Raw genomic sequence first — 12106 nt, 5'->3', positions numbered from 1 at the left:
GGTGATGATGGGACAGCTATACGCCGATCTAGAAGAAATCGAAAGCCTCGGAGTCGACCTGACCTGTATTAATGCGGTTAAACACGCTGCTAAACAGCGCGGTTATGGGCAGGTAGAAGCCATCGTGTCCAACTTCCCACACGACTTCATGCGCCTCATCCGCACATGGATGGACGTTCAAAGCATCGAGTTTGATGGTGAGGAGGATGAGCAATGGTGAACACCAAAAAGGCTGAAAACTACGGGCTCGTAGTCACCCTGCCCGCCACGCTTGATGAGACTGAGCTGGCAAGGCTGCATGGACTTATTGCAGCCAAGAAAGACTTGATCGCTAAAGCGCTCGGCGCGAGCCGGCTCGACATCACCACCAGTAGTGAGGGGCTGAGTTTCCCGTGGTGGGATGAGCTACCCGAGTTCGAGAAGATCACAGCCTACACCGAGTTCTTAACGAAGCTGATCGCCTACGCCAAACAGATCCACCGCACCGTAACCCGCAGTACAAGACAGGTAAGTAATGAGAAGTATGAACTGCGCTCCCTGCTTTACCGCATCGGACTTTCTGGTAAAGAACATAAGGAAGTACGCAAGATTTTACTTGCACCATTAAGCGGTGATTCTGCGTGGAAAACCCCGCCACTAATAAACACTAACCAAGAGATGTAAACCACTATTTATTAGGCAAAATAGGTGGCAAAATGACTGGATAAGTAGCGAAGTCTATGGCTGTATATACATACCAAAACGGTACGCGAAGAAAGGAAATACAGCGATGGAAACGACAACGATGGAACGCCTGCAAATGGCCACCGATAGCTACGGTGCGGTGGTGCGCTACGGCAACCTAGTGATCGCCACCAGCTACAGTTGGCACAAGGGCGGGGTTTATGGCAACGACGCCTGCATCTACCACCTGACCGAAACCCCCTCCGAGAACCCCTGGCAGGGTAAGTCCTTCATCGAATGCGGCCTCGAACTGATCAAGCAAGCCGACCAGATTTTCCCTGACGACGGTCACGCGCTCGCCTGGGCGTTAGCTAATCTGCCCGAAGCCTAGCCCCACAAGGCTTGAGGGCGCCTGTTATCGCTGGTAGTAACTGATTTTTTAACCAATAGAAGGTAACTGATTCGTATGCGTGAGCTAGCTGATTATCACCCGACCCGGTTCATGGCTGAAAGCTCGCGCTATGACAAGCGCCGAGCTGATTTTGCGGTCGCGTTTATCGAAGCTTTAAAGCATACGAAAGGCCGGTGGGCAGGAAAACCTTTTAAGTTGATTGATTGGCAAGAACAAATCATTCGCGACCTTTTCGGGGTGGTCAAACCTGACGGGTTTCGCCAATTCACTACGGCTTACGTGGAGATCCCGAAGAAACAGGGCAAGAGTGAACTTGCCGCCGCCGTCGCACTCTTACTGTGTTGCGGCGATGGCGAGGAACGCGCTGAAGTTTATGGGTGTGCTGCCGATCGGCAACAAGCATCCATCGTGTTCGAAGTGGCAGCCGACATGGTGAGAATGTGTCCCCCACTAGCCAAGCGGGTAAAGATCCTTAGAAGCCAAAAACGTATCATCTACTCCCCCACCAATTCCTTCTACCAGGTACTATCGGCCGAGGCTTATTCCAAACACGGATTCAATATTTCCGGCGTGGTATTCGATGAGCTACACACCCAACCCAACCGGGCGCTCTTCGACGTGATGACCAAAGGCAGTGGGGATGCGCGCACCCAGCCGCTGTACTTCTTGATCACGACAGCGGGTACCGATACGCATAGCATTTGTTATGAGCAACACCAAAAAGCCCAAGACATCCTAGATGGCAAAAAGCACGACCCCACGTTCTACCCGGTGATCTATGGGGCGGCGCAAGATGATGATTGGACCGATGAGGACGTGTGGCATAAAGCCAACCCATCCTTGGACGTGACGGTGCCAATCCAGAAAGTTAGGGACGCTTGTAATAGTGCCAGGCAGAATCCGGCTGAAGAAAACACCTTCAGACAGTTGCGTTTGAACCAGTGGGTCAAACAGTCTGTGCGGTGGATGCCTATGAATACCTGGAACAAGAACGATGGCCCAGTCCACTTGGATGAGTTAGAAGGCCGTGTTTGTTACGGCGGCCTCGACCTCGCCTCCACAACCGACATCACCGCGTTCGTGCTCGTCTTCCCACCCACGGATGACGATGACAAATACACGGTTGCGCCGTGGTTTTGGATTCCCGAAGACAACCTGAAACTGAGGGTCGCCCGCGATCACGTCCCCTACGACCTATGGCATCAGCAAGGCCACCTACTCACGACTGAGGGCAACGTGGTGCACTACGGGTATATCGAGAAGTTCATTGAGGATCTGGGCACCCGGTTTAATATCCGAGAAATCGCTTTCGACCGGTGGGGTGCGGTCCAAATGAGCCAAAACCTTGAGGATGCTGGTTTCACGGTAGTGCCGTTTGGGCAAGGCTTCAAAGACATGTCCCCGCCATCCAAGGAACTGATGAAGCTGGCGTTGGAAGGCAAGCTCGCGCACGGCGGGCACCCGGTGCTGGCCTGGATGGTCGATAACATTCACGTACGCACCGACCCAGCTGGCAACATCAAGCCAGATAAGCAAAAATCCACGGAGAAAATCGACGGGGTGGTCGCCACCATCATGGCCTTGGATCGGGCTATCAGGTGTGGCAACGCACTTAGTGGTGGTTCGGTTTACGACTCGCGGGGACTACTTGTGCTCTAATACTTACAAAAGTGGTCGGTCAGTCTTGATACTTTGAACTCGAATTTCTCCGTTACCGTCACGTCGAAGTAGAAGAAACTCGGAGGAATCTGCAAGTTGAACAATGTGGGATTCAAGCAGCTCTCGCAAAAATAGGCACAAAGCTCTAAGTGCTTCGAAGTTCTCTTCAGGAGAAGTCTCATTCTTTTTGAATGGATTAGGTGCATGGAGGATCGCGCTGACAAGACCAAAACTGCGTCCGACTTCGGATTCCTGGAGTCCAACTTCCGGTCGTACGCCTTGCCCCACAGTTCCATCATGGGTAACATATCCGAACGAACATGGCCAATAGTTTGGATTAAGCTCCTTCAAACGTTTTCGCATCTCTCCGAAGTCTTTTGCGCTTTCCATCTTTTTCTGTGCCTTGTCGAAAAGCCTTTTGCTAGCGGCAAAGGAAGCTGTAACTACGCGCTCCAAAACGAGACGTAGGTGAGCAGCTGCGTGAATTAGATTAGCGAAATCGACGCGACTTCCTGTCAGCTCGACTTCTGCATGGTCGAGATCCCAAAATATTCGGTCATAAATCCACCGGTACAGGACTGGGGTACCCGTTTCTATGTTCTCAAAGCCATCGATTCGTTCCGACTGCATTGAGCCTGGTTCGTTTATGCGTTCTTCCGGTGATCTACGTTTATTCACATAACAAATTATCCATGCAAGGAGTGCTCCATGGGGATACGCAACTGGCTACGCGGTAGACCCCGCGAGACCGAAAACCATACGATTGGCTCGTCTTACTCGTTCTTGTTCGGACCTACGTCTTCTGGTCGTCCGGTAACAGAACGCAGCGCGATGCAAATGACCGCTGTGCATTCATGCGTGCGTATCCTGGCTGAGGCTATCGCGGGTTTGCCACTGCATGTTTACCGACATACGGAAGGTGGCGGTAAAGAAAAAGCTACCGATCATGGTTTGTATCGGCTTCTTCATGATGAGCCGAACCCCGAGATGACGTCGTTTGTTTTCCGCGAAACTTTGATGACGCATCTGCTTTTGTGGGGTAACGCGTTCGCCCAGGTCGTACGCAACGGCCTAGGTGAAATCATAGGGCTCTATCCGTTGCAGCCAAACCGCATGAGCGTAGGCAGAGACTTGGACACTAAGGCTTTGTATTACGAGTACCAGACCTCCTGGGATGAGCCGGCAGGCGAATACAAAACCATCCGGCTGACCCCAGCAGACGTCCTGCACATCCCAGGTCTCGGCTTCGACGGTTTAGTGGGTTATTCACCGATTGCGATGGCCCGCAATGCTATCGGCCTGGCACAAGCCACCGAAGATTACGGGGCGTCGTTTTTTGCTAATGGTGCTGCTCCTGGTGGGGTGTTGGAGCATCCTGGCACGATTAAGGATCCTTCTCGGGTGCGTGAGTCTTGGCAGGCTACCTTTGGTGGTGCGAAGAACGGCAATAAGGTCGCTGTTTTAGAAGAGGGCATGAAGTACACGCCTATTAGCGTGTCTCCGGAGCAGGCACAGTTTCTTGAAACACGGAAGTTTCAGCTCAACGAGATTGCCCGGATTTTCCGTATTCCGCCGCACATGATCGGCGATCTGGAAAAGAGTTCCTTTTCTAATATTGAGCAGCAGTCTCTGGAGTTTGTGAAGTACACGCTTGATCCGTGGGTGATCCGCTGGGAACAAGCAATCACGAAAACTCTCTTGAACCCGCGTGAAAAGCAGCAGTTGTTTGTGAAGTTCAATGTTGAGGGGCTGCTGCGCGGGGATTACCAGTCGCGTATGGAGGGCTACGCGGTAGCCAGGCAGAACGGGTGGATGAGCGCCAACGACATCCGCGAGCTAGAGAATCTCGACCGCATCGATGAGGCCGATGGCGGGGATCTCTACCTGGTCAACGGCAACATGCTGCCACTCGATATGGCAGGCGCTTATGCCGCCACCAAACAAGCCGACGCTGTCGCAGCTAACGATGAGCAGCTGGAAGAACAACCTGAAAAGAACCAAATTTTGAGGAGGAGAATGTGAAGCGTTTTTGGAACTGGATACCACCAGAAACAACCAACCCGGACACCCAAGAGGATGTTCGGGTTTTGCGTATCAACGGGGCTATCGCCGAAGAATCCTGGCTCGACGATGACGTAACACCCGCCATCTTCGCATCTGAACTAAATGCCGGATCAGGACCGGTCACTGTTTGGCTCAACAGTCCCGGTGGCGATGTCGTGGCGGCAGCCAGGATTTACAACATGCTTCTGGACTACCCAGGAACCGTGACAGTCAATATTGATGGCATCGCAGCATCCGCAGCGAGCGTGATCGCCATGGCAGCAAGTCATGTGGCGATGTCGCCGGTGTCGATGTTGATGATCCACAACCCAGCAACGTTGGCGATGGGCGATAAAACCGAACTCTCGCGTGCCCTCGACATGCTTGAGAGTGTCAAGGACTCGATTATCAATGCTTACCAGCTCAAGACTGGGTTGAGCAGGGCGAAGTTGTCGAAGTTGATGGATGCCGAGACCTGGATGGACGCAACTGCAGCCATCGAACTTGGGTTCGCCGACGAGCTGCTGACTGGTAAACGAGCACCAACCCCAGAAAAAGAGGACGAAGAATCTGAAGAGCCGGATGAGGACGATTCCGGCGGGGATGACGAGCAAGGCCCTGCCCGTAAGAAGCCGCCGTTGCCGCCCAAAAACAAGGGTGGTGTGGTGTTTTCCAGAAAGGCCGCGGAACAGCGCCTCGTCGCGCAGTTAGCTGGCCAGCGAAAAGATAGTGCTCCGCCTGGCTCACTGCCATCTCCTGATACCCGTTGTTCTTTGCAGCCCGCTGTCTCTTGTGGTCGGCGGGTTGTTGATTTATACGCCCAACGAACTGATCAACCCCACTAAACCCTTAAGAGAGGAACTTTTTATCATGACTACTGTTACTGATCTTTATGCTCGCCGTGCCGAAACCTGGAATAAGGCGAAGGCTTTTCTGGATGAGCGCCGTAACTTTGAGACCGGCTGCCTGAGCGCTGAGGACGATGCGGCTTACGCGAAGATGGAGGCTGAGATCGAGGCGCTTTCTAACGAGATCGCTCGATCCGAGCGGGCCGAACGCACAGAAGCCAACCTCGCGCAGGCGACTCGGGCACCCATCACTGCTACACCCGGCGCCAGCCCTGATGAGGACGGCAAGGCGAGACCGGCTCGCGCCACCGTTTCCTACAAGCGCGCGTTTTGGGATGCGATGCGGCTTAACACCTCCCCCATGGAAGTAAGGAATGCGCTAAGTGAGGGGGTGGATTCTGAGGGCGGATACCTAGTGCCTGACGAGTTCGAACGCACCCTAGTGCAGTCTTTAGCTGACCAAAACATCATGCGAAGCCTCGCCAAGGTTATTCAGACCACTAGCGGGGATCGCAAGATCCCTGTCGTGTCTACCCATGGCACCGCTACCTGGCTGGATGAAGGCAAACCATATAGCGAATCCGATGAAGCCTTCACCCAAATCTCCCTGTCGGCGTTCAAGCTGGGTACCTTCCTCAAAATCAGCGAAGAACTGCTCAACGATGCAGCGTTTAACGTTGAACAATACCTAGCCAGCGAGTTTGCTCGCCGTATTGGAGCTGCTGAAGAAGAAGCCTTCCTGATTGGAGATGGTAAAGGTAAACCCACCGGCATCTTCAACCCAACCGGCGGAGCAGACTTAGGCGTGACCACCAGTAAGCCTACCGACATTAGCGCTGATGAACTCATCGATCTGCACTATAGTTTGCGCTCCCCCTACCGGGCGCGCGCGGTGTGGCTGATGAACGATGCAACAGTAAAGACCATACGCAAGCTCAAGGACGGTAACGGGCAGTACCTGTGGCAGCCAGCCCTGACTGCTGGGAATCCAGACATGATCCTTGACCGACCCGTCTACACCAGTGTTTTTGTGCCTGAGCTTAAAGCGGGGGCGCGCACAGTAGCGTTCGGTGACCTCGGTTTTTATTGGATTGCTGACCGGCAAGGCCGCTCCTTCAAACGCCTAAACGAGCTATTTGCAACCACCGGGCAGATCGGGTTCCTCGCCTCCCAACGCCTAGACGGCAAGCTAGTCTTGCCCGAAGCGATCAAGGTTCTTACCCAAAAGACCGCCGGGTAAACCAGAAAAATAGTTAGGAGGTGGCAGCCATGAAAACAGACGAACTCATGGCCTTAGTCAAGCAAAATCTGCTGGTTGAACATAGCGAGGATGATTCTTTGATTGCCTCGTTTGTTTTGGCTGCCATCTCCTACGCTACCGCTTACCAACATCTGCCCGAGGGCTACTACCAAACGGAGCCCATGTCGCAGGCAACCCGGCAAGGCATTATCATGCTCGCCACCCATTTCTACGAATCCAGAGATGGAGCAACCGCCGGGTTTTGGGCAGACAAAACCGATGCTGCCCGCGCCGTGTGGAACGCAGTCAACACCCTGCTTCGTCTGGATCGGGACTGGAAAATCTAAAGAAAGGACGCGCCTTGTGGCAACGCTAGGAAAAATGAGCGAGCACATCGACCTAATACAACCTGTAGTGGTTAAGGACGCTGCCGGGTTCGCCACTACTGGTGACGAGGTTATTGCTTCGGTGCGCGCATATATGGAAGTGCGGCACGCAAGTGGTGCGTGGGTCAACCGCGCCGCCTACACCAAAGCAGACCTGTTATTTAGGATCCGAGCAATACCCGGCATAAATATAACCGAGGCGATGGAAATCAGCTCCGCACGTGGCAGGTACGTTATTGATGCGGTCGAATACCTCGGCCGCTATGTCGAGATTTTGGCTCACCGCACCGAAGCAGAAGGAGCACCCTGATGGCTCGCGTACAAATCCGGCTTCCCAACGATTTCATTGACGCACTCGACTCAGCCAGCAGCCTCATTGATAACTCCGCTGAGCAAGTACTTAAAGCCGGGGCTAATATTGTGGAGCCGCGTATGCGCTCTAACCTTTCTGCAGCAATCGGCAGCTCAACGAAACAGCCCTCCCGCTCTACCGGTCAGCTCGCCAAAGCGTTAGGAACCGCGCCAGTAAAAGTCAATAGCCGCGGAGACTACAACGTCAAAGTTGGTTTCGCCGAGAACCGAGACGATGGTAGAGCTAACGCACTAATCGCTAACGTTCTTGAACACGGGCGCTCCAACCAGCCCGCTAGACCCTTCCTAGCCCCTACGCGTTCACAAACCAGGCGAGCCGCAATCACCGCAATGAAACAAACCCTAGCCGCGCGAATCCAGCAGGTGAAACCATGAGCGGGCTTTTAGAAAACATAAGCCACATCGCTAAACAACTTGGGCTCGCCTATGCAGTCAGCTGCTACACCGATTCCCCAGCCCCAGACACGTATCTAGTATTCACCCCGTTAACAGATTCTTTCGAGATCTTCGCCGACAACACCCCAGGCGTCGAAATAGAAGAAGCTCGAATCAGCCTGTTCACGAAAACCAACTACTTAGCTCTAAGAGACCAGATCACGAAAGCTCTAATTAGCGCTCGCCTGGTTATTACAGGCAGGCGCTATATCGGATACGAGGACGATACCGGCTACCACCACTATTCAATCGACATCGCGAATTATTCACCGACTACTTTCTAGGAGTTGTTGCTTTCCTCCCAGACTCCATAATTTTGTCCCTCATCATTGACCCAGCGCGCTCTACCATTGGCGGAGGTACCTAACACTATGGCCGCTGCTGCAGAAGGAGAAGCAAAAGCAATATCCCGGGTAACCACGCCCCGCTTATTTTCTAGACGGATTGAACCGTCACTAACTAGCTTTTGGTGACGACTAGCTATAGTCGCATACGAGTTAACCGTTGCCTGACTTCTGGCTTTACTGGTTTCCCAATTCGCAACCACTATTAATCCCTTGAGGAGGAAAAACTCGCCATCAATCAGCTGCATCGAGGCGTCTATCTGATCTTTTTGTCTGCGCAGATGGAAAACAGGCGAAGAAACTATCTGAGCGGTAGCTGCTTGCACAGTATTTTCTAGGGAACGCAAAACATTGACTCCCAGGATCGGCAAAATCAGCTTCACATTATCTAAGAACGACTCGGCTGATGCTCGTTGCGCTTCAGAAAGCTTCCTAACCCGAGGAGTTTGTCTGTTATCAGGCATAGAACAACGCTCAGCATTCTTAGCGATTTCAACCAGACGGGCTTCTAAATAACCCCAATGCCCCTCGTTAAAAGACCGCTGCAAGCTAGCAATAATAACAACCTTTTCCCACTGCGGCTTCTTTTTGTCATGATCACGCAGGCGCTCTACAAAGTCTTCTGTCTTGCCTATATAGCACCAAGTGTTCTCAATAGCTTCAGGGTCATTACCAAGAAGAATATACACACCATTACAAGCGATTGAGCTGAATGACCCCGTGTTTGCATGGGGTTTTTGAGACGTTTGAGTTTGTTTGAACCTCGTAGCGACTAGACATCATAGTTCTGCTGAAGTCAACACCGCTTTAGCAGGAATTTTTATGGTTTTTGCTTCTAATCATAAAGAGATTATTTGCGGAACTCGGGATGGTAAAAACTCAGCAAAATTGCCGCAGCTATCAGGACTGCGCAACATGTCATTGGTAGCCACGGAGAGAGTCCGTAAAGTGCGGTAGAGGCTATCGGTGCCACTACATAGGCAGCACCATTGTTAGCATTAATCAACCCGGCCAGCCCACCTTGTTCTTCGGGCTTCATTTGCAAAGTAGGCGCCGTGTTGTAGCCAGGCATCGCCAGGCCTAGACCAAAGCCTGTCAAGATGCTGGCCACGATGAACAGTCCAAGATTTAGTGGATAAACCAAGAGTAGTAACCCGAGAAGAACGATTATTAATCCTCTTCTAAAGAGTTTTTTAGCACCCCAGTTTAACCTTGGAGCCACCAAGGCCTGCGCCAGTATCATCACCACACCCATTATTGACATGCACAAAGCGGTGAGCCCTGCTGTTGCGCCGGCCGCTAGCTTCAAAACATCCTGCAGTAAAAAGCCGAAAAGTGTAGCCACGGTAGAAAAAGCGGTAAACATTAGGAAACCGCAAGCCAGGAACACGAATACTCTTGAATCAAAATAGGAAACTTTTGCCGGTTGAGCGACTTTTTCTTCGCTACCTGTGGGTTTGAATGTTAGCAGCAAAACGGCAACGCCTAAAAGCATGACCAGAGGCATCACCAGCAAGGGCATCATGAAACCTCCTATAGCTGCAAGGCTGCCGCCCAATAAGGCTCCAAGAATAGACGAGAATCCTTGTGCAGCACCCAAGACTCCCAGACCCTTTACCCGTTGCGTCTCATTGTAGGTATGAGTCACAACGTAGGTTTGCGCGGCTGGGGAAACTGATGCGATGGCACCGCCGTACAGCACTCCCCTAGTTATGACTACTCCTATGATCAACGCTATGCCGGTGAGCAGACCCTTAAATCCTAGCCACACCACCATAGCGAATCCGCTTAGAGCCAGGATTCCGGCAAGCATGCCAATAAGCAAGATACGCCGAGATCCCCATCGCAATGAGACCCGTCCCCACCTGGTGGAGGTAAGAGAAAACATTATGGCAGCTAACGAAATGGTGGCGCCAATGTGCCATTCCTTCAGCCCGATTTCGCGCGATAGCGGAGCCAGAATTGGATTAAGAATCATCTGCCCCATATATGCCAGTAACACCGTCAAAAACAAGGGAAACAGTCCCGCTATTTTTGATTCGACTTTCTCGTTTCGTTCATTAGTGGCGCACATTAAAACATCCTTTCCAAAGTGAGCTACCAATCAAGCTGAGACAATACTAGAACAATGTTCTAGTATTGTCGAGGTTGAGGGTATGCTGTTTTCGTGGGGAATAAAGACAAGCGGGTAAACACGGGTAGACGCGCCTGGCTGACGCAGGAAAAGATCATGTACACCGCAATGGAACTGACCCGAGAGTGCGGTCTAGAAAAATGGTCGATTCGTGACCTTGCGCAGCGTCTGGGAGTAGTTCCCTCTGTCATCTACCACCATTACCAAAACCGTGACGCCATTACCGCTTCTGTAATAGGCGAGATCACTAGCACCATCGAACTACCGGACGAGCAGCTGGAATGGAAAGATTGGTTCATCTCCCTAGCAAAAAATGTCAGGCCTGTCTTTCTTGAATTCCCCGGAGTCACCGACAAACTGATGTATGGACATATGAACGCCGCGTTGATACCAATCTTGGAGGTGGCTTACGAAAAACTACGGGATGCTGGTTTTAGCAAGTACATTCACATCGCATACTCAATTATCATCAACACGATGCTATGGAGCATTACTGCTCGCAACTTGCGCAGCCCAACCAAGCAGGAACAGCGCCACGACCTAGGCCAAATGATTACCCAACTTCAGCCCCTAGCTGTCTGCTCCACAACGCTGGCTGACATCATCCAGGGCTACTTAATTCCGCTAGCCAACCCGAAAAACGAAGACCGCATGAGTCAGGAATACTTTGAAATCATCATAGAAGTCGTACTCGCCGGTTTAGAGATAGCAATCTTGCCTCGCGAAAACGCCTAACGAACCCGTGAACAAGAGAAATCATCAATACTCATAAAATATTTCCCAAAATCGCAAGGCATCCAGCTAAGAGCAAAGCTTTTCAGCCTCTCCCTCTATTTCCTGCGATTTTCCAATAAATACAAGAAGATCCACTATATCCAGAGCTTCCCAAACAACTGGTACGACTACATCAAATACTGCACTACCAATGAACTAGCTATCGCCCTTCACAGTACACAGGCTTCTCCCAGGAATCCGCTATATCGGATACGAGGCGGATACCGGTTTTCACCACTATTCCATCGATGTTTCGAGTTTTAGAGCCTGTCCTTAAGAGTTTGCAATGATCAGGAAAGTCAAAAATCCGATGAACAAGATCTCCAGGACTAACCCGATGACGTTAATGACTTTTTCGCTCTTTTCAGGCCAGAATCTGGCTAGCAGAGCAAAAACTACTAAGCCAGTAGCGGCTCCAGCAGTGTTCATTATGACATCGGTGATATCGCTGACCCCAATAGCGAAAACGTACTGAACGACCTCGAATGCCACGCTTGCTAAAAACGGTGGGAGCAATTGAATTAACCATGAGCGCCGTTTCAACAACATCCTCATGTACAAGCCAAACGGGATGAAAATAAGGAAGTTGACCACGATCTCATCAAAGAAGTTCGACCCGTAAAGATTCGCAGAATCTGTAAATGGGATCAGATTTAAGTAGCGCGCATGCCGCATGCTCAGTATGTCGTCAACGCTGGTGGCGAATTTGAACAGCACCATCCACAACAACAAGAGCAGATAAATCCCGAACACCGCATAGGTCAAGCGTCGCGTTTTCTCTCTCATGCCCCAATTC

General features: G+C 51.6%; 16 protein-coding genes. 12 read left to right on the top strand and 4 right to left on the bottom strand.

Going from position 1 to position 12106, the window contains the following annotated elements; translation table 11 throughout:
- Positions 1 to 4 precede the first annotated feature (4 nt).
- From AC1EJZ_RS01755 to AC1EJZ_RS01740, 4 genes are all read left to right on the top strand, one after another.
- Positions 5 to 220 (top strand): hypothetical protein, encoded by a 216-nt coding sequence (locus AC1EJZ_RS01755; protein ID WP_072509750.1) that lies wholly within the window; start codon positions 5 to 7, stop codon positions 218 to 220.
- Positions 214 to 663: a virulence protein gene (locus AC1EJZ_RS01750; protein ID WP_278614601.1), complete on the top strand. Its 450-nt coding sequence runs from the start codon at positions 214 to 216 to the stop codon at positions 661 to 663. Before AC1EJZ_RS01755 ends, AC1EJZ_RS01750 begins: the two co-directional genes overlap by 7 nt.
- Before the next feature lie 106 nt (positions 664 to 769).
- Entirely contained in the window at positions 770 to 1054 is a 285-nt protein-coding gene (locus AC1EJZ_RS01745; protein ID WP_048707996.1) for an Nmad4 family putative nucleotide modification protein, read from the top strand.
- A gap of 75 nt (positions 1055 to 1129) precedes the next feature.
- The gene (locus tag AC1EJZ_RS01740; protein ID WP_278614602.1) at positions 1130 to 2734 is read left to right on the top strand and encodes a terminase large subunit; all 1605 of its coding nucleotides are present in this window, start codon (positions 1130 to 1132) and stop codon (positions 2732 to 2734) included.
- Between the two features lie 3 nt (positions 2735 to 2737).
- Here AC1EJZ_RS01740 and AC1EJZ_RS01735 read toward each other — a convergent pair whose 3' ends face one another.
- A complete protein-coding gene (locus AC1EJZ_RS01735) occupies positions 2738 to 3412 on the bottom strand; it encodes a hypothetical protein (protein ID WP_143484522.1) in 675 nt (224 codons plus the stop codon).
- A gap of 30 nt (positions 3413 to 3442) precedes the next feature.
- Here AC1EJZ_RS01735 and AC1EJZ_RS01730 point away from each other — a divergent pair, with 30 nt between their 5' ends.
- The 7 genes from AC1EJZ_RS01730 to AC1EJZ_RS01700 are packed head-to-tail and all read left to right on the top strand — an operon-like array spanning position 3443 to position 8342.
- Complete coding sequence (locus tag AC1EJZ_RS01730) at positions 3443 to 4756, top strand: phage portal protein (RefSeq protein ID WP_048707984.1); 1314 nt, start codon at positions 3443 to 3445, stop codon at positions 4754 to 4756.
- The gene (locus AC1EJZ_RS01725; protein WP_480293838.1) at positions 4753 to 5622 is read left to right on the top strand and encodes a head maturation protease, ClpP-related; all 870 of its coding nucleotides are present in this window, start codon (positions 4753 to 4755) and stop codon (positions 5620 to 5622) included. Before AC1EJZ_RS01730 ends, AC1EJZ_RS01725 begins: the two co-directional genes overlap by 4 nt.
- A 25-nt stretch (positions 5623 to 5647) precedes the next feature.
- Entirely contained in the window at positions 5648 to 6865 is a 1218-nt protein-coding gene (locus AC1EJZ_RS01720; protein ID WP_480293837.1) for a phage major capsid protein, read from the top strand.
- Positions 6866 to 6894: 29 nt separating this feature from the next.
- Complete coding sequence (locus tag AC1EJZ_RS01715) at positions 6895 to 7212, top strand: head-tail connector protein (protein ID WP_101486012.1); 318 nt, start codon at positions 6895 to 6897, stop codon at positions 7210 to 7212.
- 16 nt (positions 7213 to 7228) lie between these two features.
- Positions 7229 to 7561 (top strand): phage head completion protein, encoded by a 333-nt coding sequence (locus AC1EJZ_RS01710; protein WP_465245940.1) that lies wholly within the window; start codon positions 7229 to 7231, stop codon positions 7559 to 7561.
- A complete protein-coding gene (locus AC1EJZ_RS01705; protein WP_048707968.1) occupies positions 7561 to 7998 on the top strand; it encodes an HK97-gp10 family putative phage morphogenesis protein in 438 nt (145 codons plus the stop codon). Before AC1EJZ_RS01710 ends, AC1EJZ_RS01705 begins: the two co-directional genes overlap by 1 nt.
- A complete protein-coding gene (locus AC1EJZ_RS01700; protein WP_048707966.1) occupies positions 7995 to 8342 on the top strand; it encodes a hypothetical protein in 348 nt (115 codons plus the stop codon). The genes AC1EJZ_RS01705 and AC1EJZ_RS01700 overlap by 4 nt, the downstream gene beginning before the upstream one ends.
- Here the strand turns inward: AC1EJZ_RS01700 and AC1EJZ_RS01695 are convergent.
- Both AC1EJZ_RS01695 and AC1EJZ_RS01690 read right to left on the bottom strand, forming a co-directional pair.
- On the bottom strand, positions 8339 to 9091 hold the full coding sequence (locus tag AC1EJZ_RS01695) for a GIY-YIG nuclease family protein (RefSeq protein WP_101486040.1): 753 nt from the start codon (positions 9089 to 9091) through the stop codon (positions 8339 to 8341). The two genes, AC1EJZ_RS01700 and AC1EJZ_RS01695, sit on opposite strands and share 4 nt — an antisense overlap.
- A gap of 161 nt (positions 9092 to 9252) precedes the next feature.
- Positions 9253 to 10476: an MFS transporter gene (locus tag AC1EJZ_RS01690; protein WP_048707963.1), complete on the bottom strand. Its 1224-nt coding sequence runs from the start codon at positions 10474 to 10476 to the stop codon at positions 9253 to 9255.
- A 93-nt stretch (positions 10477 to 10569) separates the two neighbouring features.
- Between AC1EJZ_RS01690 and AC1EJZ_RS01685 the strand changes: the two genes are divergently transcribed.
- Complete coding sequence (locus AC1EJZ_RS01685) at positions 10570 to 11271, top strand: TetR/AcrR family transcriptional regulator (protein ID WP_048707960.1); 702 nt, start codon at positions 10570 to 10572, stop codon at positions 11269 to 11271.
- A gap of 312 nt (positions 11272 to 11583) precedes the next feature.
- Here the strand turns inward: AC1EJZ_RS01685 and AC1EJZ_RS01680 are convergent, their stop codons facing one another.
- Entirely contained in the window at positions 11584 to 12096 is a 513-nt protein-coding gene (locus AC1EJZ_RS01680; RefSeq protein WP_038109038.1) for a VanZ family protein, read from the bottom strand.
- Positions 12097 to 12106 lie beyond the last annotated feature (10 nt).

The sequence above is a fragment of the Pauljensenia sp. C0170B5 genome, from assembly GCF_056590195.1.
Note: the sequence above shows the minus strand (reverse complement) of the source record. Positions and strands in the feature narration are given on the sequence as shown.

Bases quoted from the DNA above. Each gene is read 5' to 3' on its own strand.
- AC1EJZ_RS01690 (WP_048707963.1), bottom strand. From the start codon at position 10,476: ATGTGCGCCACTAATGAACGAAACGAGAAAGTCGAATCAAAAATAGCG.
- AC1EJZ_RS01715 (WP_101486012.1), top strand. From the start codon at position 6,895: ATGAAAACAGACGAACTCATGGCCTTAGTCAAGCAAAATCTGCTGGTT.
- AC1EJZ_RS01680 (WP_038109038.1), bottom strand. From the start codon at position 12,096: ATGAGAGAGAAAACGCGACGCTTGACCTATGCGGTGTTCGGGATTTAT.
- AC1EJZ_RS01720 (WP_480293837.1), top strand. From the start codon at position 5,648: ATGACTACTGTTACTGATCTTTATGCTCGCCGTGCCGAAACCTGGAAT.
- AC1EJZ_RS01705 (WP_048707968.1), top strand. From the start codon at position 7,561: ATGGCTCGCGTACAAATCCGGCTTCCCAACGATTTCATTGACGCACTC.
- AC1EJZ_RS01740 (WP_278614602.1), top strand. From the start codon at position 1,130: ATGCGTGAGCTAGCTGATTATCACCCGACCCGGTTCATGGCTGAAAGC.
- AC1EJZ_RS01745 (WP_048707996.1), top strand. From the start codon at position 770: ATGGAAACGACAACGATGGAACGCCTGCAAATGGCCACCGATAGCTAC.
- AC1EJZ_RS01755 (WP_072509750.1), top strand. From the start codon at position 5: ATGATGGGACAGCTATACGCCGATCTAGAAGAAATCGAAAGCCTCGGA.
- AC1EJZ_RS01700 (WP_048707966.1), top strand. From the start codon at position 7,995: ATGAGCGGGCTTTTAGAAAACATAAGCCACATCGCTAAACAACTTGGG.
- AC1EJZ_RS01750 (WP_278614601.1), top strand. From the start codon at position 214: ATGGTGAACACCAAAAAGGCTGAAAACTACGGGCTCGTAGTCACCCTG.
- AC1EJZ_RS01730 (WP_048707984.1), top strand. From the start codon at position 3,443: ATGGGGATACGCAACTGGCTACGCGGTAGACCCCGCGAGACCGAAAAC.